Source organism: Atribacter laminatus (assembly GCF_015775515.1).
GTDB lineage: Bacteria > Atribacterota > Atribacteria > Atribacterales > Atribacteraceae > Atribacter > Atribacter laminatus.
Genome location: NZ_CP065383.1, coordinates 1,044,355 through 1,067,862 on the forward strand (window position 1 = coordinate 1,044,355; position 23,508 = coordinate 1,067,862).

The following is a 23,508-nucleotide window of genomic DNA, read 5'->3' on the forward strand; positions in this document are numbered from 1 at the left end:
TGAATTAATTTTTTTAGAAAAATATCTGACCTTTCTGCTCACGGGTTTTACCGCTTATTGATAAATGGTTAAATTATTATGTCGCAATTCCCCTCCTTCCAAACATGGAAAAGTTTATCGACAAATTTTCTTTATTAATCTTTTTGACAAGAAAAAAAACTGTTTATTTTTAAAGTTGGTTTTAAAACTATCATCAAGGAAAAATTCCCCTCATTTTTTTAGCTTTTACTACTCGATTAAGAGCCAACATATAAGCTGCCATTCGTAAAGAACTATGGTATTTCATATGGAGACTCCAAACCTCATTAAAAGCTTTATTCATAATTTTTAGGAGAAGATCATTCACTTCATTTTCATCCCACATCAAAGATTGGATATTTTGAACCCATTCAAAGTAAGATACGACAACTCCTCCTGCATTGGCCAAGATATCTGGAACAACAATGATATTTCTTTCATTTAAAATGGTATCAGCGTTGAAAGTTGTTGGTCCATTCGCAGCTTCAACGATGGCCTTGGCTTGAATCTTTCCTGCATTTTCAGAAGTAATTTGATTTTCTTTTGCTGCTGGAATGAGAAAATCGACTTTGAGACTTAAAAGGTCTTGGTTGTTTATAGTAGTTATTCCAGGGGCTTGGTAACCTTCAAGAAGATGATGGGGATGATGGTTGGTATATTCAATCATGTCTTGAATATTTAGGCCTTCTTCTCTATAAAAAGAGCCACTTATATCACTAATCGCCACAATTCGACAGCCTTCTTTATTTAAAAGGTAGGCTGCAGCTTGGCCTACATTCCCAAACCCTTGAATTGCTGCTGATGATTGGGTTAAATCAATATTCATTTTTTTGGCGATTTCATTTGTAACGAAAGCCACGCCACTTCCGGTTGCTTCCCTTCTTCCTAATGAACCACCAATTTCAATGGGTTTACCGGTTACAACCCCAGGTACACAGAAACCCTTGAACATGCTATAGGTGTCCATGATCCACCCCATAACATCGGCGTTGGTGTTGAGGTCAGGGGCTGGAATATCTTTTTCTGGACCAATTAAAGGAAGAATCATAGCGGTATAACGACGGGTTATTTGCATAAGTTCTTTTTTTGTTAACTTTGAAGGGTCACACCGAACAGCTCCCTTTGCTCCGCCATAAGGAATATTAACAACAGCACACTTCCAAGTCATCCAGGCAGCCAAAGCCTTCACTTCATCAATCGTTACATCGGGTGCATATCGAAGCCCTCCTTTGCAGGGACCTCTGCTGCTGGAATGTTGAACTCGATAACCAGTAAACATTTCGATATGACCATCATCCATTTCAACTGGGAATGAAACGGTAAGTTCTCTTTCGGGAGAACGAAGGGAGATATAATCATCAGGGCTCAAACCAAGTTGGTCAGCAGCAGAATCGAGTAATTGTAACATGTTTTCGTATGGATTGTAGCTTTGACTCGTTGTCATGAATAACCTCCAAATACTGTATTATAATTGCAGCTAAAACATAATATATAATAGCAAAAAATGATACTAAATTTCATCATTTATTTATTAATTTCAGTTGGTGTTTTACTTTAATGATAATCAGGTTTTTTCCAGAATATATAAAAAAGCACTTTACCAATCTCTCTTTTCCAGCTTAATCAAGGGGAATTGATGTATTTGATGTGTCTATCTTGAAAATTCCGGAATAAGTAAAAAGGAATTAAAAAAAAATAAAGGCACACCCCCCTGAATCCCCCCTCAATGGGGGAATGAATTCAATAATTATAAGGGATGAGATTCTCATGTCGTATAATAGGTTCCTCAGAATGAAAGAATGGCTAAATGAGATTGCCACGTCGCTGCGCTCCTCGCAATGACGGAACAGGTGGATGAGATTGCCACGTCGCTGCGCTCCTCGCAATGACGGAGCAGTAAAAATCAAATCCCCTCTTCCCCACCTTCTAAAGGAGGGCGGAGTTCAACTTCTGAGTATATATTTTCATCCTCATCTGGTGCCACCAAAGTGGCATGAAGGTCTATTTTAAAAACCTACGGGCAAGATAAATTAAGCCCCTACCAAGGATTATTTTAAAATTGCAGAGCCACAATTTATTGTACCTGATTAATGTAGCGACATGCCATGGCATGTCGAATCCTGGACTTTCACCCCATCCTGATGTAACCAATCAGTGAAAGTGTTTATCCAAAAAACTCGATTTATTAAATGTTTTTTTAAAATAATTTTAGAGAACTCTTCTTTAATATAAAAGTTGTTGCAATTTTCCTAGCGTTTCTCCCAGTTTTATTGATAGGACTTGTTTGTGATCAGCCATACTGAATTCTTCAAATTGGAACCGACGATTATCCTTTCACCAACCTTTGGTTTCGGTTTAACTGAAAAATGGTGCTCATTTCATCGGAAGAAAGTTGAAAATCAAAAATATCAAAATTTAACCTCTGATGATCTGCGCTTTTTGCTTTAGGGATGGCGACTACGTTTTTTTGCTGGATTAACCAGCGAAGCATAACTTGGGGAACAGTTTTCTTATGTTTGCTGGCAATTTTTTCCAAGGTCGGATTATTAAGTTCACGACCTCGGGCCAGGGGACAGTATGCAGTTAATGAAATATTATTTTTTTGGCAGTAACTCAAAATGTCTTTTTGGTCAAGAAAGGGGTGGTATTCAACCTGGACATTCAGAATAGGCAAAGAAGACATTTGTTGGGCTTTCATAAGAAGATCTTTATTAAAATTGCTAACTCCAATGAATTTTAACATCTCCATATTTTTTAGGTAGCTCATCGCTCTCAAGGTATCGGATAAGGGGATATTTAGGTTCGGCCAATGGATGAGTAATAAGTCAACATAGTCGGTTTTCAGTTTTTTTAGACTGGTTTCTAAAGAACGGATTACCTCTTGGTATTGAAGATGAGTTGACCAAACTTTGGTAGTTAGAAATATTTCATCACGTGGAACCAAAGATTGAGTTATGGCTTCCCCAATCTCACTTTCATTTTCATACATTTCAGCAGTGTCGATATGTCGGTATCCAATCTCAAGGGCAGAAAGGGTTGCTTCAAAGCATTCCTTCCCTCTTAAATTCCAAGTTCCAAGACCAATCACTGGCATTTTCATTTCTAAAATTTCAATAAATTCCATACTATTTCCTCCTATTTACTCAATTTTTTCTGGCATGGTCTTGCCAAGAAAGGTGATGGTCTATCAATTTTTTACTGTGGCTTTATAAAACTTTGGATTCATAACCGGCATTTTTAATTGCTGCTATTAATGCTTGAGTGAAAACTCCCTCTTTGATAGTTACGTCGGCTTCTCCTTTATTCAAATCAACACGAACAGCCAAAACGCCAGGAACTTCTTGAAGCGCTTTCTGCACTCTCATGACACAATGTTGGCAACTCATACCTTCGACTTTTAATTTCATTATTAACACCTCAGAGTTTTAATATAAGAGATTTTGGATAAAATGAAAAATTGTTAAAAATTTCCATTCAATCGAAATCGATCCATTATTTGTTGAAAAATTGGTTGATAAGCCTGGTACCTATCAGATTCTGCAGTGAAGGTTAAAATATAACCAGTATTTTCTTGAACGAAAAATACTTGTGAAAAAGTCAGATTTATTCCACCTTGAGAACGGCTATAAATTAGTATTTTACTAGGAACACCCGAAACAAAACCATCATAATTCCCTAAAAATTGGATGTCGGGAAAAGATTTTAATTGATTGATATTCCATTGATAGTAATCATTTAATAAAATTGGAGATTGATAGGTTTCAACTATAACATTAAGATTCTCACGGAAATGATCATTTTGACTGTCAATTGGTGCAAGAAAGCCCTTAATGACCTGGTTTTGATAATTCTGAGTTACCAGTTCCCATTGAGAAGGATAGCTTACTGAAAATTTATGCGAAGAATCCTCAAAAATTTTAAAATCCTCGATTGATAATTGAGCTAAAGTAACCGGGTTAGATCTTTTATTGTTGATGATATCTATCACTCTTTGGCTTGGAATAGCAAAATTCAAATTTTCCCCATGAAAATAGACATAAAAAGCAACGGCGATTACTTCACCCTGCATATTCATTACTGGACTCCCACTGGAACCAGGAGAAACCGGAGCGGTTATTTGTATGACTTCTCCATTCGAGTATTCGGGAATCATCCTTATTGCAGCAATAATTCCATCAGATACGCTAAACTCAAGGGCCAAAGGATTTCCCATAACCAATACCCTTTCACCAATTTCAGGGATTGAATGAGAAATTGGAAGGCCTTGCACTGAATCATTTCGGGAATCTATTGAAAGCAAAGCCAAGTCACTTTCTTTGCTTCCTCCTAGAACCTCTTTTACTAAATAGGAATTCCCTTCAAAGGTCTTTACCACAGCGCTATGAGCATTTTCAATAACATGCCAATTGGTGATAACGTCTCCTTGATTATTTATAAAGAAACCACTTCCTTGCATTAAGCTTTGACCCTGATTATTAAAGGTATAGATAGCTACAATAGTGGGTTTTACTTTTTTTACCAAAGAAACCAGATCCACTTGGGAAAAGGATATATTTGAAAAAATGAACAGGGTAATTACAATGAATATTATTTGAAATAAATATTTTTTCACGATTTCACCCCCCTGTATTCCATGACTGAATACTTATAATTGTATTATAGAGGATTGATTTGTAGATTGCTTATTTGTAATACATGTTTTCATGTGATATTCTCATGTGTTATCAAATTATAAATTTTATCTTAGGAGTCGTTGGAAAATAAAGAAGATTTGGAATTTCTTTTTAAGAACTGAGATAAATAAATTAGTTTGTCCTTAAATAACGTTCCAATTCAGAACTTGTTTCCCCCAATGAGGTGATGATCAATCATGACATACCGAGGACTCAGCAAAAAGAGGAATAGCTTCATTGCTCTTTTGGTTTTCATCGGATATTTTCTGGTCTTTTCTCCTTTTGATGCCAATGCCAGTGATACTGGAGAAAAGGAAATCAGCTTGACCCTATCCCAGGTAGTCGAATTCGCCCTTGCTACTGATAGCCAGATCCTGGATGCCCAGGATAACTATAAAATTGCCCAGTCGAATCGCCGTCTTGCTCAAAAGGAAAAAGGGTTCAACCCCACCGTTCAAGTCACTGGAGATGTAGCCTTGGTTGGGGAGGCAGAATCAAATGCTCAGGTTTCAATCAGTGATTCGATTGCCTTGAATGAGACCTCCAGTGATCTTGCCAACCAATTGGAGCAAGCTGACCTTGCCCTCAGCCAAGCCCAGAATGCTCTCAAGAATGCCGAAGAGAATACCAAACTGAAAGCCATCACCGCTTACCTGGAAGTTCTCAAAGCTGAATGGACCGCCGAGATGGCCCAGCGAACCCTTGAACAAGCTCACACTCTCCAGGCTGATATAGAAAACCAGTACCAATTAGGAATGGCCTCATCGGTGGATCTGCTCAAGGCCAAACAAACCGGAGAAAGGGCCCGGATCAACCTCGAGCAATCCAACCAAAGTTTGCTTTTCAAGAAACAGCAGCTCAATCAAATGATCGGGTACCCTCTCGACACCCCAATCACTCTCGAGAAGGATTTTCCCTACCAGCCACTGGGGGAGGAATTGGATCAGTTAACCAGCCACGCTCAATCTGACCATACTGACCTCAAGGACTTGCTCTGGCAAAAAGAAATCGAGACCATCACCTTGAAGCAGATTGAACGGAACCGTCAGGCCAAAGTTCATCTCATTGGATCCTATGTTGAAGAAAACTATGCGGTCCGGTTTGATCTGCAAAGCCCTAATTGGGTCTTAGATTGGAAGGTCACCGGTCAGCTCTCAGAAGGGGAGGATACCTTCTCAACCAGCGCCATCAATCAAGACCCTTTTACTCCTTCGGCATCCGGCTGGGGACTGGGATTAGAAGTAACCTGGATTCCCTTTGATGGGGGGATCTCCCGAGAACGAAAACTACAACAGGAAATCATCCTGGCCCAAATCGAGAGAAAGCTGCAGGCTCTGCCTGATTCCATCACCCTTGAGGTATTGGATGCCTACCAGCTCTTCATCCAATCCGATCAGGACACTCTCACCGCTCAGTTAGAAATGCAAATCGCTGAAGAAACCTACCGACTCCAATCCCAGCAGTATCAGGCTGGTTTTATCACCGACCGAACCCTCAAGGAGAGTGAATTGGCTCTGGAGAATGCCAAACTCAATTACCAGAAGGCGGTCTATGGGTTTATCCTCTCGAAGGCGCAGCTCTTCAGGGTGGCTGGGAGGGAGATTGTGGTTGAAGAGTTGTAGATATAGATAAAGAAAAGTTATTAAGTCATTGAAAATGATCAAAATCAATTTTTTTACATTGAGGTTTAAAGATGTTGAATAGCGAAATGAATAAACCGATTATTGTAGTTGAAGAACTAACTAAGATTTATAAGATGGAAACCTTTGAGTTGAAAGCCCTTCAGAATGTTACTTTTAAAATTTATCCTGGAGAGTTTGTATCGGTTATGGGTCCTTCTGGTTCGGGAAAATCAACCTTGATGAATCTTTTAGGATGCCTTGATACCCCAACCAGTGGTCGTTACTTCCTTGACCAACAAGATGTGTCAATGTTGAAAGATAACACTCTGGCAACCTTTCGAAATAAAAAAATAGGTTTTGTTTTTCAAAGTTTTAATTTACTGCCAAGATTAGATGCTTTTCAAAATGTGGAATTACCATTGATTTATGCTGGCGTTTCGAGGGTTGAAAGAAATGAGATGGTTAAAAAATTCTTAGCAAAGGTGGGATTAGAAGATCGAATGCACCATCGGCCTAACCAGCTCTCTGGTGGGCAAACCCAGCGGGTTGCTATTGCGCGGGCTTTGGTTAACGATCCGTCTATCATCCTTGCCGATGAGCCAACCGGGAATCTTGACACTCGATCTGGTGAAGAGATCATGCACATTTTTCAAACCCTTAATGATGAAGGAAAAACCATTATTTTGGTCACTCATGAGCATGATATATCACTTCATACCAAAAGAATCCTCCTTTTTCGTGATGGTCAATTAGTAGGAGATGAAAAAGTAGAAAATCCGGTTCGAGCCGAAGATACTCTCAAGGATGATGAAAACCAAAAGGAAAACCATGAATCTGAAAAAAGTCAACTGTCTGCCAAAAATTAAAGCAGAATAGTGTTCTTGTGTTTTAAGAATAGAACATCGTGTCAATTTAGTGACACTGGTTAAAATTAAAATACCTATTTAAAACCGCCGCTGCGAAGAGTCCAACCGTTCTTGGTTGGACGACGTGGTAAGCTCATTCTCATTGAGCCATTCTTTCATTCTGAGCAGGGCTGCGTTTTTACCGGACATGATAAGCGTCTCATTTATTCCAATTCCACAATATCACAAAAAATAAAAGATGACTCAAGAGATTGCCACGACCTCAAAAAATGAGGTCTCGCAATGACGATTCAAAGTTCCTTCTCCCTTGATGGGAGAAGGTGAGGATGAGGGTGAAAGCCCAGGATGAGACTCCAGGAAGAGATCCTGGTTCGTTACTTAGTATGATTTACCAAGTAAAATCATTCCGGTATTTTCAGTATAGGATAAAATATTAATGAGCTACTATTAGGAGGTGTGAAAAAATGTTTGATGGTCACCAATCAAGGAAGCAATTTAAACAATTATTTTTAGGAAGTGTACTTTTTTTAGGGCTGGTAATTTTGTTTACATTTGGAGTTTTTGCTGAAGAAACAAATAATCCACCACTTACCCTTTCTGAAGCAGTCAATATTGCATTAGAAAACGGAAACGAAATGAAAAAAGCACAATTTGATTTACAACAGAACGAATTAAATTATAAAAAAACGAAAGCGGATTTGCTTCTAGCTCCTTCTATTTTGAGTGAACTTTCTAATGAAACTGCATTATTAGTTGCCCAACGGAATTATGAAATTACTCGTTCCAATCAAATCCAGGTGGTCGAAGAAGCTTATTACAATATTCTCAAACTCCAACGGTCAGTAGTTTTAGCTCAAGAAAATATTAGTCGTTCTCAAAAACAATTAGAAAATGTAAAAGCTAAATATTCATTAGGAATGGTTGCCCAGATTGATGTGATCTCGGCAGAATATGAATTATCAAAAGCCCAATCAGACCTTTTAAATGCGGAAAGCAATTTACAAGTAGCCAAAATGAATTTGAATCAACTTTTGGGAAAAGATTTAAACGCTCCTGTAGAATTAGCGAGCGAATTGGTTTTTAATCCCTCAAAAATCGATTTGGAAAAAAGCATTGAATATGCCTTGGAGCATCGTCTTGAAATTAAAAAAGCCGAGGACGAAGTGATCCTAAAAACCAAAGAGGTTCAGGTTAATACCAATGATTACACGCCAGTTATCAACCAGCAGTTATCTCAAGTTGGATTACAGATTTCATTGGTTAATCTTGAAAATATTAAAAATAATATCCAAATTGAACTGAAACAAATCTTTGAGGCATTCAATACTGCTGAACGGGCTGTCCCGCTCCAGGAAAAAAGCTTAATCCGCGCTAATGAGTACCTGAAAATTGCTGAAGCGCGATATGATGCAGGGGTTATTACCAGTATTGAACTTATCGATGCTCGAAATGAAGCATATCAAACAGAAAACGCCTATTTACAAGCGGTATTTGATTATAATGTTGCAAAATCAAAGTTTTATAATTCTTTAGGAATGTCATTAGAAGAGCGGGTGAAGGTATTTTCTGATGAGGGATCAGGAACAGTTCGTGAAAAACAAGACACTGAAGAAGAGGGAGAAACGCCCACTAATTAAAAATTAAGAGAATGGAGGAAAAATATGGCAGGTATTGTCGGAATATATCAAGGAAATCAAATCTCTCTGATTGAAAAACTTTTACCAGAAATTGCTTATCGAGGTCAATCAGGGAAGACACTTTTCCAAGATGATCATTGTTCTCTCGGAATGGTATGGACTGATGCCCAGGCACCTCCCTTGCGATCGGAGAAAAATAAAATAATTTATGAAGACCAGGGTGGCGATGGTCGTTTAGCGAAAATAATCCTAAGCAAGGAAAATATCTTTCTAACTCGTGACTTCCTTGGAATTGCACCACTCTACTATGGTTGGAAAGATAATGAGGTTTTAATGTTCGCTTCAGAGGTAAAGCCTTTGTTAAAAATTGTACCGGAAATCAATGAGCTTTTGCCTGGATATGTATTTAATGGAAAAGACTTGGTTTACCAAGTGAAATTACCACAACAATCAGCCTTAAAAGACGACCCCAACCAGATTGCCCATAAGCTTTATAAAATATTATCGGAAGCGGTTCAAAACTGCATATCTACTCAGGAAATTGGATCTTTGTTATCGGGTGGTTTAGATTCCAGTGCCATATCAGCTATTGCCCGCCATGATATAAAAACATTTCATACTTTTGCCGCAGGGATAGCTACAGCTCCAGACCTTTTGTATGCTCGTGAGGTTGCGGAACATATCGGTTCCATTCACCACGAAATGGTTGTTACCCAACAAGATTTAATAGCAATATTACCAGAGGTTATCTATCATTTGGAATCCTTTGATCCGTTATTGGTTCGATCAAGTGCAACCAATTATTTAGTTGCCCGCTTAGCGGCTGAATATGTCCCTGCGGTTTTTTCCGGTGAAGGTGGGGATGAATTGTTTGCCGGTTATGATTATTTAAAATCAATTCCCACTGAAAAGTTGCCCGATGAATTAAGGGATATCATGCTTCGTCTTCACAATACAGCTTTGCAGAGGGTAGATCGTTGTGCTTCTGCCTTTGGTATTGTAGCCTATGTACCCTTTCTTCACCCCGATGTTGTCAGTTTCGCTTTAAGCATCCCTCCTCAGTATAAAATAAAGAATCAAGAAGAGAAGTGGATTTTGCGATGCGCATTGGAAAATGAACTCCCAAATCGAGTTCTTCATAGAAAGAAAGCCAAATTTTGGGAGGGAGCTGGAGTCAATGAAATTTTAGCTTCCTATGCGGAAGAGAAAATTGCAGCATCAGAATATGAAAAAGAGCGTATTCTCCCGAATGGATGGAAACTGCATTCTCGGGAAGAATATCTTTATTATAAAATTTTTAAAGATTGTTTTGGCAAAGTAAATCGTCTTGACTGGATGGGCCGGACGAAAACCTATTCAGAAAATTAACTGTTTTTAAGAATAATGTTTTCCCAATTAAGATGTAGTAAATTTCTTCAAGGAGAACAATTAAAGCTACCATTCTATCCTGAAAATACCGTGAACCGTGAAGCGTGAATTGTGAGCAGTTTAAAAATCCACCCTCATCCTCACCTTCTCCCATCAAGGGAGAAGGAATGATATAATTTTTTTCCCTCGCCCCTTCGTGGGAGAGGGTCAGGGTGAGGGGGATACCTATTTTCATCCTTACCTAGTTCTTCTAGACATCATGAGGGTCTATCCAGAAAATACCATCTTATAAATTCCCCCATTGAGGGGGGATAAAGGGGGGTGTGCCTTTAATCGGTCATCCTGAGCCCTCGCTTTTCGAGGGCGTGAGGATCTCATCTTTTAAGTTTTTTCTTCATAAATACTTTAAATGATGAGATTCTTACGTCGTCCGGCAAAAACACCGGACTCCTCAGAATGACTAAGTGGATGGTAGAGATTGCCACGTCGCACAAGACGCTCCTCGCAATGACCGAGCAGGAAAAAAACTCAAATCCCCCTTACCCCCTTTGCTAAAGGGGGAAACGATTCCTGGGAAGGCATTTTCATCCTCATGTGGTGCTGCATAAGCAGCATGAGGGTCTATCCTGAAAATATCGTGAATCGTGAAGCGTGAACTGTGAGCAGTTTAAAAATCCACCCTCATCCTCACCTTCTCTGTACGAACGGGGACATAGGTTACACTTTAGTCTAAGGACATAGGTAACACTTTTTAATCATCTTGAATCTCCGTTGATTCAAAAGTAAGGGTCTTTTTATCAATTATACCAATATCATAGGTAGAGAAACTAACTAACCAGGAATGAGTATAGTCTTTGAATCCGAGAAGTTCACCAGCAAAGACTTTACTGATTCTGATCAGACGGTTGCCATAAAGAGAAATCCGTCCTGAGGAATCGACTTTACGAGTGAGCGTATGATGAGGATATTCACAATCACTTAAGGTTTTTGGATAGGGCCGGTCACTTTTGTGGTACCAGGAAGCTGGGGTTTCTTGGTTGATTGCTTCATGGGGTCGTACGGTGTTATAGATGGTTTTAAAGGTTTCAAAGCGGTCTTGTTGGGTGAAAAGATTGGTGGCTGGTTTTTGACAGGCCTCTTCTTTTAAGGTGCGGTGCATCCGTTCATGACGGCTATTTTGTTCTGGATGTCCCGGATCAATGCGCTCTAAGATGATGCCGAGTTTCACTAACCACACCGAGAGTTGAGTGAGTCCAAAGGGAGAGTGAAGAGAAGCAAAGGGACTCCCGTTATCACTGCGGATCACCTGGGGAAGACCATATGTGGAAAAGCACTCTTTGAAGACCGGAAGGGATTCTTGAATGCTGGGAGAGGAAAGAGCTTCACAGGCAAGGAGATACCGGCTATAGTGATCGGTGATGGTTAAAGGATAACAGTATTTCCGATCTTGGGTTCGAAATTGTCCTTTAAAGTCGACACACCAGATCTCATTGGGTTCATGGCTGGTTCGAAGTTGACTGGTTGGCACACTTCTTCTCAATCGACGAGGGTGTGATCTCACCAGTCCATGGCGAGATAAGATGGCACTGATGGTACTGATTGCTGGAAAGACAATATCGGGATACTGTCTTTCCAAGGCGGGCTTGAGCTTTTTAGCTCCCCAACTGGGATGCTTGAATTTGGTATCCAGAATCATTTGCTCGGTCAGGGCATCAGTTTGACCCGCCAGGTGATGAGGACGTCGGGATTGATCTTTAAGTCCATCCAAACCAAAGGCTTGAAAACGATGAATAAACTTATAGGCGGTTTTTCGAGAGATTCCATATTCTCGACACAAATCTGTCACCTTTTCCTTGTTGAGATAACGATAAATCAATTCTTGTCTGAGATCCACTTTGTGTACCTCCGTCCATGGCATAAGGCATTCCTCCTTATGCCAGTAGTATACAAAGTGTTACCTATGTGTCAGGAACTTTCTGTTACCTATGTGTCCGGATCATACCCTCCCATCAAGGGAGAAGGAATGATATAATTTTTTTCCCTCGCCCCTTCGTGGGAGAGGGTCAGGGTGAGGGGGATACCTATTTTCATCCTCATATGGTGCTGCTAGACATCATGAGGGTCTATCCAGAAAATACCATCTTATAAATTCCCCCATTGAGGAGGGTTAGGGGGTGTGTGTCTTTCATCAGTCATACTGAGCCCTCGTTTTTCGAGGGCGTGAGGATCTCATCTTTTAAGTTTTTTCTTCATAAATACTTTAAATGATGAGATTCTTACGTCGTCCGGCAAAAACACCGGACTCCTCAGAATGACTAAGTGGATGGTAGAGATTGCCACGTCGCACAAGACGCTCCTCGCAATGACGGATTTAGATAGGTATTTTCATCCTCATCTGGTGCTGCCAAGAGCGACATGAGGGTCTATCCTGAAAACCCACAGGCATGGTAAATCAAGCCCCTACCAAAGAATATAAAATGTAGGGGCGCAATTTATTACGCCCTTTCTTTTAATGTAGCGACATGCCATGGCATGTCGAATTCTTGATTTTTCATATTCATCTGGTGCTTTAAAGGAGCATGAGGGCTTAGACTGAATGCAATTTAACTTATGGAGGGGCATATAAGAGCAAATAAAAATTTTTTATTGCTATTAAAAATAACGAAAAGATATAATGATTTATGCTTCTAAAAATAAGAATTTTATTTGTTGAAACCTTCGCTCGCTATGAATTCCTTCTCAAAAAGACTTATGACCAATAAAAAATCAAATAGATAATATTTAAGAAAGTGGTAATATGATTCATAAAATTTCATTAATATTACGGAGAAATATCTATGACCAATACCGATAGCAAGAAGAATGAGTTCGGTAATTTTCTACAAGATGATGAAGATCATGTTGATTCAAATGATAAAGAAAGAAAGTTATTTCATATATTTAAATATAACGATAATCAATATCAAGAGATACAAACTGAGTTTATCGATGATGTAATCAATTTGAGAGACAGTCAGTCGATAACCTGGATTAATGTTGATGGTATCTGTCAGGAAAATATATTATCCAAAATAGGATCGATATTTGGCATTCACCATCTCGTTTTAGAAGATATTCTCGATACTACCCAACGCCCAAAAGTCGAAGATTATGAAAATTATCTCTATATTGTTGTAAAAATGGTATATAGCCAGAGTCAGTTAAATGAAATCATCTCAGAACAGGTCAGTCTTATATTAGGAGACAAATTTGTTATCTCTTTTCAGGAAGAAAAAAAAGGAGATGTTTTCGAAGAAATAAGGAATCGCATTCGTCTCGGTAAAGGTCGGTTGAGAAAAGCAGGAGCCGATTATTTGATTTATGCTCTGCTGGATGCGATCGTCGATAATTATTTTCTTATGGTGGAACAAATTGGGGATCAATTAGAAGAATTAGAAGATGAACTGGTTGATCATTCTTCTTCAAAAATTTTACCGAGGATTCATTTTCTAAAAAGGAATATGATATATTTTCGAACCTCTATTTGGCCCATGCGGGAAGTGATTGGTTCTTTAGAAAGACGCGAGTTTCCTTTTATTGAAAAAGCCACCGTTGTGTATTTACGGGACATCTATGACCATATTACTCAACTTATCGATACCATTGAAACTGATCGAGAATTAATTTCCAGCATGATCGATATTTACCTCTCGAGTATCAATAATCGTTTAAATGAGGTGATGAAAGTTCTAACCATGATTGCTACCATTTTTATGCCCCTTTCTTTTATTGCAGGAATCTATGGTATGAATTTTCGTTTTATGCCTGAATTGTATTGGAAATGGGGATATCCAATCACCTTGTTCGCCATGGGAGGAATAGCGTTGATTATGATATTTTTCTTTAAAAAAAAGAAATGGTTATGAGCGATTTATTCTTTTTTCTTTTGGATCATAAGAAATGGTTTTTAATAAAATTTTAAATAAAAATTTATGATTTGTGAGGAGGGTCTATTATTTATGAATGAAGAGTCATCAAAAGGGACTCCCCCTTTAATCCGGAAAAAAGGTGGGAGTAAAATGAAAAAATCTTTAGGACCGGTTGTGAATTTAGAGGAGCACGTTTACCCTGATTGGTGGCGAAGAATATTTAATTCAATTTATTTAAAAACCGATGCCGATATTGTCGAAGACAAGGAAATAACCCGCAAAGAGGTTGATTTATTTACCGAAGCTGTTTCACTATCTCCCGATGACAAAATATTAGATCTTTGTTGTGGTCAGGGAAGGCACTCTATAGAGCTGGCACGACGAAACGTGAGAAATATCTATGCGTTAGACCGTTCTCATTACTTAATACAGAAAGCTAAAATTCAGACAAAAAAAGAAGGTTTATGTATCCAGTTTCGAGAAGGAGATGCGAGAAAACTTCCCTATTCAAGCGATTTTTTTGATGTGGTTCTTATATTAGGTAATAGTTTTGGATATTTTGAAACTGTTCAAGATGATATGAAAATATTAAAAGAAATTTTCCGGGTTTTGAAGCCTTGGGGACGATTGTTAATTGATGTCGCCGATGGTGAGTTTTTAGCTGCCCATTATGAGCCCCGGTCATGGGAATGGATTGACAAAAAATATTTTGTTTGTCGAGAACGATCCCTTTCGGCTGATGGACATCGACTGATATCTCGAGAAATAGTCAATCATGTGGATCGAGGAGTCATAGTTGACCAATTTTATGGAGAAAGACTCTATACAGAAGATGAACTTGGCCAACTCCTAAAAAATACTGGTTATAATAATGTTGTTTTTCATGGAAAGTTATTATCACATTCCCAAAGAAACCAAGATTTAGGCATGATGCAACAAAGAATTATCGTCAGTTCTCGAGTAAAAAAACCATGGACTACAATTAAAAAAAAGCTGCCACCAAGCATTCGACGAGTTGCTGTTGTATTCGGTGATCCAGGAAAGCCTGACATTTTAAAACCATCCTCAGTTTTTGATGATGATGATTTTTATACCATAGATCAATTAAAATCTGCTTTAAAAGAATTAAGAGAATATAGCTTTATTTATTTGGATAATCATCAAAAATTGATAAATGATCTCATTTCCCAAAAGGGGAAAATTGACTTGGTTTTTAACTTGTGTGATGAGGGTTTTAACAATGATCCTCGAAAGGAATTGCATATCCCATCTTTCTTAGAAATGATGGGAATTCCGTATACCGGATCCGGACCTCAGTGTTTAGCCTATTGTTATGATAAATCATTGGTAAGAGGAATGGCTCGGGAAATGAACATTCCGGTTCCAAAAGCCTATTTTATTAAACCGGAAGACACCATATTTGATCTCATGATAAATTTTCCAGTCATAGTAAAGCCAAATTTTGGTGATGCCAGTTTTGGAATCACTCAAAAAAGTGTTGCTTATAAAATTGAAGAATTGATGAATGCTATATCCGATATCCGTAGCCAATTTGGTTATGATAAACCAATTTTAGTTGAAGAATTTATAACTGGTTCAGATCTTAGCCTGGGAATTATTGGAAATTCCCCCGAATCGTATATGGTACTTCCATTGTTGGAAGAAGATTACTCAGAACTACCGGCGGAATTACCAAAAATTTGTGGATACGAAGCAAAGTGGCTTCCTGGCTCGCCCTATTGGAAAATTAAGTCAATTAAAGCTAAAATACCTGAAGAGACTAAGAAATTTATCATAGGAAGTTCGTTGAAACTTTTTGTGAGACTGGAATGTCGAGATTATGTTCGTTTTGATTGGCGTTTGGATGATCAAGGGAATCCGCGACTATTAGAAGTGAACCCTAACCCTGGTTGGTGTTGGGACGGGCATTTAGCTAAAATGGCAAAATTGGCTGGAATATCATATGCTGAATTGTTAGAATCAATATTAAAAGCTGCTGACATTCGCTTAGGTTTTCGGACTATAAATGGGATAAAGAAAACATACAATAATGAACATCAAACAACTGATCAAGAAATTCTTATAAAATAAATTAATATCAGGAGGTAGGTCATTATGAGGACTCGTCGATTAGGGAAAACCGATCTCGAACTAACGGTGATTGGATTTGGATCTTGGGCAATTGGTGGTGGAGGATGGAGACACGCCTGGGGCCCTCAAGATGACTCTGAGTCTATTAAAGCCATAAAGAATGCTTTGGATCTCGGGATAAATTGGATTGATACCGCTGCAATTTATGGTCTTGGTCATTCAGAAGAGATTGTTGGGAAAGCTATCAAGGATTTTCCCAAAAAACCAATCATAGCAACAAAATGTGGTTTAGTATGGGATGAAATGAAAAATATTTCTAACCGACTTAAAAGAGAAAGCATTAAAGCTGAGGTTGAAGCAAGTTTGAGGAGATTAGAAATCGATACCATTGATCTCTATCAAATTCACTGGCCGATCCCCGATGAAGATATCGAGGAAGGTTGGGAAACAATGGCTCAATTGGTAAAGGAAGGGAAAGTGAGATATATTGGGGTATCGAATTTTAATATATCCCAAATGAAACGAGCCCAATCAATTTATCCAGTTGCTTCGCTGCAACCTCCTTACAGTATGCTGAAAAGAGATGTAGAAGAAAACACCCTCCCCTACTGTAGCCAAAATTCTATTGGCGTTGTTGTTTATAGTCCAATGCAAAAAGGATTACTGACCGGCAAAATGACTCGGGAACGGATATCACGTTTTCCGACTGACGATCACCGAAGAAACGATCTCGAGTTTAATGAGCCATTGGTTAGCTATAATCTCGAATTCGTTAATCAACTGATTCCAATAGCTAAAAAACATAATAAAACTCTTGCGCAATTGGCAATTGCTTGGGTTTTGAGGCGTCCTGAAGTAACCTCAGCAATTGTGGGAGCTCGACGTCCGGATCAAATAGCTGAAACAGCTTTAGCGGGAGATTGGACACTTCCTCACGAGGATATCGATACTATTGAGGATTTACTTTATCAGCGAAAACAAAAAGCAATGAACAAATAATTACTCACCATAGAGGGTGAAAGCTTAACAATTTATTTAATAATTCTGCTTCACCCTCTATCCTGAATAAACCGAATATTTTTAAAGTCATTTTTTTAGAGCAATGAACCAGGATCTCATTTTGGACTTTCACCCTCACCTTCTCCCATCAAGGGAGAAGGAACTCTGACTCGTCATTCAGGCTATGTCATGATTATTTTGTAAATATTTACCACCACTTAGGTTAATATTTTACAGTTATATTGGGAATAGATAACCAAAAAACTGAAGATAAATAGAATGTATCCTCCACTTTCAAGCTCTTCTTGGTGTATGAAAGGGATTGTGACACAGTCTGATTGACGGAACAGTTAAAAATTCAAATCCCCCTAACCCCCTTTGCTAAAGGGGAATTTTTCCCTCGCCCCTTGGTGGGAGAGGGTCAGGGTGAGGGGGGTAACTCATTTTCATCCTCAACTGGTGCCACCAAAGTGGTATGTAAGTCTATCCTGAAAATCCACGGGCATGATAAATCAAGCCCCTGCCAAAGAATTAAAATTGGAGAGGCACAATGTATTATGCCCATTCTATAATTATTGTAGCGACATGCCATGGCATGTCGAATCTTGGATTTTCATACTCATCTAATACTACGCAACCTTATTAGCATGAGGATCTATCAGTTTTTATAATTTTTCCAGTAATGGGATATCACTCCCATTGGTTTTTTTCATTTCATGAAAGAAAGCGATTAAATTATTCATTGGGCAATCCGATCCAATTTCGTGAGAAGCTGAAATTACATAATTATTTTTTGACCCTAAAACTTCAATACATTTTCTTACTTCCGATTGAACGTCGGTAGGGGTACCAAAAGGTAAGGTTTTTTGGGTACTTATCCCTCCCATAAAAGTGAGATGATCGCCAAAACGGTTCTGAAGAAGTTGAATATCCATGGCTTGTGGCTGGACTGGTATAAGAACGTTGAGTCCAATTTCAACCATATCATCCAAAATATCCAAGACATTTCCACAGGAGTGATGGAAAACCGGTATCCCCTCTTTTTTGGCGACATCCCAAATTCTTCTCAACCTTGGTTTAAGAAGGTCTTGCCAGGTTTTTCGGGCAATCAATAAACCCCGTTGAGTTCCATAATCATCCCCAGTATAGATTCCATCTACGCCCAGTTGGATCAAATGACGAAGAACCTCAATTTGGTAATCAGTGATGAGATCCAAAAGTCTTTCTAATTCGGTTCGATTATCAATAAGGTCAATCATGAAATTCTCAAAACCTCTCAATAGCCAGGCTCTTTCCATAAGAACCCAACCCTGAGTTGAGAGAATAAAGTATTCTTTTTTCTGCCCATCCTGAAGGGGAAAGAAATCCTGATATAGAATTGGATTCTGGGGATCGGGGAATTGAAAGGAATGAAAGTTATTCCAATCAGTTAACGGATGAAAACAAGGGAGATACCCTTCCGATTTAACAAGATCCCACCCAACTCCAAAAACATCATAATCAGTCCCCTTTTCTTCGTCTAATTTTACTTTTTTATGGGTATCAATATAGAGAAAATGGTTTCCTAAAAGCTCTGGTAGCTCTTTCTCCTGGATTTGAAAATGGCTGAGAAATTCTTTTTTCATTCTCCAGGTAAAATCGATTTGGTGAGGAAGACGATCGCTTCTTCGGTGATGGATAGCATGATTGACTCTTTCTTTTTTGGTCAAAGTAAGCCCTCCTTTTTCAGAAATGGGAGCCCAGCTGCTCCCATAACACTCGCTTTTCCTTTGAAAGCCCCAAGTTTCAAATCAGGAAGAGAAAACGACCAAAATTGATGTTTAACATAATAAGATTCAACAAGCTTGAGCCAGAAATCACCAGACTCGGAAACCCCACCTCCTAAAATGATGGCTTCTGGGTCAAAGATTTGAGCAATATTTGCCAAACCAATTCCAAAATAATAAGCAGCTTGATGAACGATATTGGTAAAAGGGGAAATATTTTCCTGAGCTTTTTGCATAATGGTAGCACCGCTCACCGGTTTTTTAGTCAAATGATAAGCTTCTCTTTCCATGGCACTTCCCGAAGAGAGAGCCTCGAGACAGCCGGCATTGCCGCATCGACAAAGAGGCCCACCAGGTTCAACAATAATGTGGCCTAATTCGGCTGAAATGCCTCTTGCGCCACGAATGAATTGCCTTTCCCAGATTAATGTTCCAGAAATTCCAGTACCAACACTTACATAGACCAAATTCTGGTATTCTTTCCCGGCTCCGAAAAATACTTCAGCGATGGCACCGCTCCGGACATCATGTTCTAAGTAAAACGGGTGATTGAGTTTCTCAGAAAGGATCTGAACTACCGGAACGTTTCGCCAGTTGAGATTTTCTGAATAAACCATAATGCCATGGTCTATATCAACCAATCCTGGACAAGCAATTCCCATTCCAACTAACTCATTCTGGTTTTTCAATTTTTTCTGAAGTAATTGTGTTAAAGAAACAATATCGTTTAAGACTTTTTCTACCCGTCTCTTTGGTTCTACTGGTATTTTTTCGTAGGCAAGAATATCCAGTTGTTCATTTACTAATACTCCAGCTATTTTAGTTCCTCCTAAATCTATTCCAATTGAGTACGCCAAAACTTATCTTCCTCCCTGGTTATCATTTTTGATTATAATTAAGAAAGAAATGGATTGGATTACACTTCATCATACAGACCCATTATATTTTTAATGGTGTATCCGGTTGAATATTATGAGTAACTCCTAAAAGTATAATACCAGTAAGAGTAATAGGTATAATTATATAGTAACAATTTAAATGATAACGATTATTCAATACCTTTATGGCTGTTTTTCCTTTATTTAGTTGGAAATACCTTGATAAAATTTGGCAAAAACTCAGTAATAAAAGAAGATAAAAACCCTATAAACGAGGACTAAGCTGTACTATTGCTAGTTAAGATCCAAAAAAATGAAAATTAGAAAAAATTTAGTGATGATTAGCATTAATATATCATATTATATAAGAAAGTTTTGATATCCCAATCAGGCTTTAAAATAAGGTATTTTCAATTTTGACAATATTTTCTCTTGAAAACTTTGGAATTGAATTTTAAGAAAGAAAAAAGGATGATTTGAAAATGAGTCGAATTAGTATTTTTGGGAATATTGTTACCCCTCAACTGGTAATTGAAAATTCAACCCTCCTCATTGAAGATAATCGAATCGCAAGGATAATTGAATTAAAAGAACCAGAGCCAGAAGTTGATACCAAATATGATTTTTCAGGTAAATATATTTATCCTGGTTTGATTGACCTTCATCTCCATGGTGCCTTAGGCCAAGATGCTACCGATGGCGATTCCAATGGCTTAGAAGAAATTGCCAAACATTTTGCAACCTGTGGTGTGACAGGTTTTTTAGCTACAACAGTCTCTGAAAGCTACTCCCGTCTAAAAAAAGCCATTAAAACAGTCTCAATATTTAAAAAAGATCATATCACTGCTGCTCAAATTTTGGGTATCCATTTAGAGGGACCATATTTGTCTGAAGGACGAAGAGGTGCACATAATCTAAAAAACCTAAGAATGCCAGATCCTTTAGAGATGGAAGAATTTTTAAATATCGATCCTGGTTTGATTAAAAGAGTTACCTTGGCCCCAGAACTTCCAGGGAGTTTAGAGCTCATAGAATTTTTAAGTAAACAAGGTGTTTGTGTATCTTTAGGGCACAGTCAAGCCGATCAGGAAACCTGTAATTTGGCTTATCGGAAAGGAGCACGCTTAGTAACTCATTTATTTAACGGTATGGATCCACTGAATCACCGAAAGCCTAATTTACTTTCTTTTGCCCTTGGTTTTGATGATATTACTGTTGAACTCATTGCTGATATGATTCACGTTCATCCGGATATCATTAAAATCGCCTTCAAATGTAAAGACGAAGATCACTTTATAGCGGTAAGCGATGCGGTTAGACCAACTGGCTTTAAGGATGGTGAATATGAATTTGGTGGGGAATTGATGATAGTTGAGAATGGAATAGCTCGAATGAAATCAACCATGAGTTTAGCCGGCAGTACCTCTCCCCTCAACCATTGCCTTGCCAATTTACGAGCACATTTTCAAATTTCTCATCCACGATTAGCTAAAATTGGGAGCTTTATTCCAGCTCAACTTATTGGGATGGATCACCAAATAGGAAGCCTTGAAATCAATAAAAATGCCGATATTGCAATTTTTGATGACGAATTGAATTGCCATGCTACCTTTATTAATGGCGAGCAGATTTTTAATTAAATAAGAGCCTGGTCATAATATTAATGGACATATCCTCTTTTTTGGCATTCATCAAGAAATTGATGGTATTTTTCTTGGTATTGAGAAGATATTGATTTTATAGGCTCATAAATCTTATTTATTTTCACCATTTTTTCACAAGCAAGAGATAACCCTCCAAATAAATGAGAGGCAGCTATAATGCAGGCACCCATCGCGGATTCAGTTGTTTTCGGCAGAAATATTGGTTTTGATAAGATGTTGGACCGAATTTGGCACCAAATAGGGCTGTTTGAACCGCTTCCTGAAGAATAAATTCTTTGGATCGATGAAGACCCTAACTTTTCTAATACCTGATAACTAAATTTTTCTATATATCCTACTCCTTCAAGACAAGCAGTATAAAACTCGAGCCGACTCGATTCTTTCCGGTTTTGGAAAAACTCAGCCTCGGGTGATGCAAAAGGAAGCCGCTCCCCTTTTCTTGTCAATGGATACAGAATTAATGAGGTGGGGACAGCCATTTTTAATACCTGGTTGTCCCACTCTTTCAAATTTTCATTGGGGAAAAATTTTTGTAAGCACTCACCACCAGTATTACTGGCACCACCGGGTAACCAGTAGCCAGCTGGATGAAGATGACAATAAATTCTTCCTTTGATATCTTTGATCAAATTCTCGGAGATGCCTCGAATTACTAAAGTTGTACCAATTGTACTTGAAATATCGCCCGGTAGCCTTGCTCCTGATGCAAAAAAAGAGGCTGTTCCATCAGTTGCACCTGCTATAACATTTAAAGAAGTTGAAAGATGGAATTTTTTGGCAATTGATTTGGAAATAACTCCAGATTTTTCTCCGGTTTTTATTACTGAAGGAAGTTTTTGGATGTCGATTCCCAATTGATCCTGGATAAAGCATGGCCATTTCATTTCCAAAAGATCAAAACCCATTTTAAGTGAATTGGAAATATCCGATAAGATGAGGTCGGTTAATTTCATCTGCAAAAAATCACCAGCATGTAAAAACACTTTTGTTTTATCATATATTTGAGGGAGATGATTTTTAAGCCAAAACACTTTACACAGAGCGAAAGAAGGACCAAATTGATAACCTATTTTTTCTGTAAAATCTTTAGCAACATGGTTGATATAAATGGAATCCTCTTTTGCCCGGCTGTCATTATACATAATAGCGGGACCAAGAGGATGATTATTTTCACCAATGGGTATGATGGTTCCAGAGGTTGAATCAATAGACAAACAATGTATATCAGATGGAGAGTATCCATTTTTTTCTAAATCGAAAAGGGTTTTTTGAATACAAATTTGGGTTTTTGACCACCATTCATTGGGATCTTGTTCAAACCGATCGCCGAACTTATTTGAAGAAAGAATTTTTTCTTGAGCATCAGCAATAATATTTCCCTCAAGGTCTGAAACTAAACATCGTATACCTTGAGTACCACAGTCGATACCTAGAACCAAAGCGTTATCTTTACTCATCTTTAATGCCACCTTTAATACCACATTTTATCTTTTCTCGGATTTTATTAAGGTAAAATGCCTTCTTTTAAACTAGGTCACTTTAATAGATAACCATATTCTATCCTGAAAATAACAACAAATAAATTCTTTAGTCCGTCATCCTGAGGCTTCGTATTTAGAAGCCGTGAGGATCTCATCTTTTCATCATTATAAAAAAAATACTAAATGAGATTGCCACGTCGCCTAGGACGCTCCTCGCAATGACCGAGCAGGAAAAAACTCAAATCCGCCTAGCTCCCTTTGATAAAGGGGGAAGCGATTCATGGGTAAGTATTTTCATCATCAACTGGTGCCACAATGTGGCATGAAGGTCTATCCTGAAAATACCGGAATGATTTTTAAAGGTAACTCATATTAAATAACTCACCAGAATCTCATCCAGGGCTTTCACCCTCATCCTCACCTTCTCCCATAAAGGAGAAGGAACTTTTAATCGTCATTGCGAGGAACGAAGTGACGTGGCAATCTCTCATGTTCAATCTTTATTATTTTCTCTCTTTTTATAAAGGGAGATTAAGA

At 38.3% G+C, this 23,508-nt stretch carries 16 protein-coding genes; 8 read left to right on the plus strand and 8 right to left on the minus strand.

Features of this window, described 5'->3' with window-relative positions; translation table 11 throughout:
* Positions 1 to 193 precede the first annotated feature (193 nt).
* The 4 genes from RT761_RS04875 to RT761_RS04890 form a co-directional block, all read right to left on the minus strand.
* A complete protein-coding gene (locus tag RT761_RS04875) occupies positions 194 to 1,462 on the minus strand; it encodes a Glu/Leu/Phe/Val family dehydrogenase (protein ID WP_218112954.1) in 1,269 nt (422 codons plus the stop codon).
* An 882-nt stretch (positions 1,463 to 2,344) separates the two neighbouring features.
* Positions 2,345 to 3,142: an aldo/keto reductase gene (locus RT761_RS04880; RefSeq protein WP_218112955.1), complete on the minus strand. Its 798-nt coding sequence runs from the start codon at positions 3,140 to 3,142 to the stop codon at positions 2,345 to 2,347.
* 82 nt (positions 3,143 to 3,224) lie between these two features.
* Positions 3,225 to 3,425, minus strand: a complete 201-nt coding sequence (locus RT761_RS04885) for a heavy-metal-associated domain-containing protein (protein ID WP_246465241.1) — start codon at positions 3,423 to 3,425, stop codon at positions 3,225 to 3,227.
* A 53-nt stretch (positions 3,426 to 3,478) separates the two neighbouring features.
* On the minus strand, positions 3,479 to 4,630 hold the full coding sequence (locus tag RT761_RS04890) for a trypsin-like peptidase domain-containing protein (protein WP_218112957.1): 1,152 nt from the start codon (positions 4,628 to 4,630) through the stop codon (positions 3,479 to 3,481).
* A gap of 258 nt (positions 4,631 to 4,888) precedes the next feature.
* Here RT761_RS04890 and RT761_RS04895 point away from each other — a divergent pair, with 258 nt between their 5' ends.
* The 4 genes from RT761_RS04895 (at position 4,889) to RT761_RS04910 (ending at position 10,184) form a co-directional block, all read left to right on the plus strand.
* Positions 4,889 to 6,313, plus strand: coding sequence for a TolC family protein (locus RT761_RS04895; RefSeq protein WP_218112958.1), 1,425 nt, complete (start codon positions 4,889 to 4,891; stop codon positions 6,311 to 6,313).
* Between the two features lie 71 nt (positions 6,314 to 6,384).
* A complete protein-coding gene (locus RT761_RS04900; RefSeq protein ID WP_281388043.1) occupies positions 6,385 to 7,179 on the plus strand; it encodes an ABC transporter ATP-binding protein in 795 nt (264 codons plus the stop codon).
* A 464-nt stretch (positions 7,180 to 7,643) separates the two neighbouring features.
* Positions 7,644 to 8,816 carry a TolC family protein gene (locus RT761_RS04905; protein ID WP_218112959.1) on the plus strand — a complete coding sequence of 391 codons (1,173 nt, stop codon included), beginning with the start codon at positions 7,644 to 7,646 and terminating at the stop codon, positions 8,814 to 8,816.
* A gap of 24 nt (positions 8,817 to 8,840) precedes the next feature.
* Positions 8,841 to 10,184 (plus strand): asparagine synthase-related protein, encoded by a 1,344-nt coding sequence (locus RT761_RS04910; RefSeq protein ID WP_218112960.1) that lies wholly within the window; start codon positions 8,841 to 8,843, stop codon positions 10,182 to 10,184.
* A 751-nt stretch (positions 10,185 to 10,935) separates the two neighbouring features.
* Here the strand turns inward: RT761_RS04910 and RT761_RS04915 are convergent.
* The gene (locus RT761_RS04915; RefSeq protein ID WP_218110800.1) at positions 10,936 to 12,102 is read right to left on the minus strand and encodes an IS481 family transposase; all 1,167 of its coding nucleotides are present in this window, start codon (positions 12,100 to 12,102) and stop codon (positions 10,936 to 10,938) included.
* A 919-nt stretch (positions 12,103 to 13,021) separates the two neighbouring features.
* Between RT761_RS04915 and corA the strand changes: the two genes are divergently transcribed.
* From corA to RT761_RS04930, 3 genes are all read left to right on the plus strand, one after another.
* Complete coding sequence (gene corA, locus RT761_RS04920; protein WP_218112961.1) at positions 13,022 to 14,089, plus strand: magnesium/cobalt transporter CorA; 1,068 nt, start codon at positions 13,022 to 13,024, stop codon at positions 14,087 to 14,089.
* Positions 14,090 to 14,242: 153 nt separating this feature from the next.
* On the plus strand, positions 14,243 to 16,183 hold the full coding sequence (locus RT761_RS04925) for a methyltransferase domain-containing protein (protein WP_218112962.1): 1,941 nt from the start codon (positions 14,243 to 14,245) through the stop codon (positions 16,181 to 16,183).
* A 24-nt stretch (positions 16,184 to 16,207) separates the two neighbouring features.
* Positions 16,208 to 17,182, plus strand: coding sequence for an aldo/keto reductase (locus RT761_RS04930; protein WP_218112963.1), 975 nt, complete (start codon positions 16,208 to 16,210; stop codon positions 17,180 to 17,182).
* Positions 17,183 to 17,847: 665 nt separating this feature from the next.
* On the opposite strand, the gene RT761_RS04935 is transcribed toward RT761_RS04930, so the two are convergent.
* Together RT761_RS04935 and RT761_RS04940 are read right to left on the minus strand one after the other, a co-directional pair.
* The gene (locus tag RT761_RS04935; RefSeq protein ID WP_218112964.1) at positions 17,848 to 18,891 is read right to left on the minus strand and encodes a uroporphyrinogen decarboxylase family protein; all 1,044 of its coding nucleotides are present in this window, start codon (positions 18,889 to 18,891) and stop codon (positions 17,848 to 17,850) included.
* Positions 18,888 to 19,805 (minus strand): ROK family protein, encoded by a 918-nt coding sequence (locus tag RT761_RS04940; protein ID WP_218112965.1) that lies wholly within the window; start codon positions 19,803 to 19,805, stop codon positions 18,888 to 18,890. Before RT761_RS04940 ends, RT761_RS04935 begins: the two co-directional genes overlap by 4 nt.
* Before the next feature lie 503 nt (positions 19,806 to 20,308).
* On the opposite strand from RT761_RS04940, the gene nagA reads away from it, so the two are divergent.
* Complete coding sequence (gene nagA / locus RT761_RS04945; protein ID WP_218112966.1) at positions 20,309 to 21,466, plus strand: N-acetylglucosamine-6-phosphate deacetylase; 1,158 nt, start codon at positions 20,309 to 20,311, stop codon at positions 21,464 to 21,466.
* A gap of 20 nt (positions 21,467 to 21,486) precedes the next feature.
* Here the strand turns inward: nagA and RT761_RS04950 are convergent, their stop codons facing one another.
* Entirely contained in the window at positions 21,487 to 22,947 is a 1,461-nt protein-coding gene (locus RT761_RS04950; protein WP_218112967.1) for an FGGY-family carbohydrate kinase, read from the minus strand.
* Positions 22,948 to 23,508 lie beyond the last annotated feature (561 nt).

Excerpts from the sequence above, each read along its gene's own strand:
- corA (WP_218112961.1), top strand. The coding sequence starts at position 13,022 with ATGACCAATACCGATAGCAAGAAGAATGAGTTCGGTAATTTTCTACAA.
- RT761_RS04910 (WP_218112960.1), top strand. The coding sequence starts at position 8,841 with ATGGCAGGTATTGTCGGAATATATCAAGGAAATCAAATCTCTCTGATT.
- nagA (WP_218112966.1), top strand. The coding sequence starts at position 20,309 with ATGAGTCGAATTAGTATTTTTGGGAATATTGTTACCCCTCAACTGGTA.
- RT761_RS04875 (WP_218112954.1), bottom strand. The coding sequence starts at position 1,462 with ATGACAACGAGTCAAAGCTACAATCCATACGAAAACATGTTACAATTA.
- RT761_RS04885 (WP_246465241.1), bottom strand. The coding sequence starts at position 3,425 with ATGAAATTAAAAGTCGAAGGTATGAGTTGCCAACATTGTGTCATGAGA.
- RT761_RS04915 (WP_218110800.1), bottom strand. The coding sequence starts at position 12,102 with ATGCCATGGACGGAGGTACACAAAGTGGATCTCAGACAAGAATTGATT.
- RT761_RS04930 (WP_218112963.1), top strand. The coding sequence starts at position 16,208 with ATGAGGACTCGTCGATTAGGGAAAACCGATCTCGAACTAACGGTGATT.
- RT761_RS04895 (WP_218112958.1), top strand. The coding sequence starts at position 4,889 with ATGACATACCGAGGACTCAGCAAAAAGAGGAATAGCTTCATTGCTCTT.
- RT761_RS04905 (WP_218112959.1), top strand. The coding sequence starts at position 7,644 with ATGTTTGATGGTCACCAATCAAGGAAGCAATTTAAACAATTATTTTTA.
- RT761_RS04950 (WP_218112967.1), bottom strand. The coding sequence starts at position 22,947 with ATGAGTAAAGATAACGCTTTGGTTCTAGGTATCGACTGTGGTACTCAA.
- RT761_RS04880 (WP_218112955.1), bottom strand. The coding sequence starts at position 3,142 with ATGGAATTTATTGAAATTTTAGAAATGAAAATGCCAGTGATTGGTCTT.
- RT761_RS04925 (WP_218112962.1), top strand. The coding sequence starts at position 14,243 with ATGAAAAAATCTTTAGGACCGGTTGTGAATTTAGAGGAGCACGTTTAC.
- RT761_RS04900 (WP_281388043.1), top strand. The coding sequence starts at position 6,385 with ATGTTGAATAGCGAAATGAATAAACCGATTATTGTAGTTGAAGAACTA.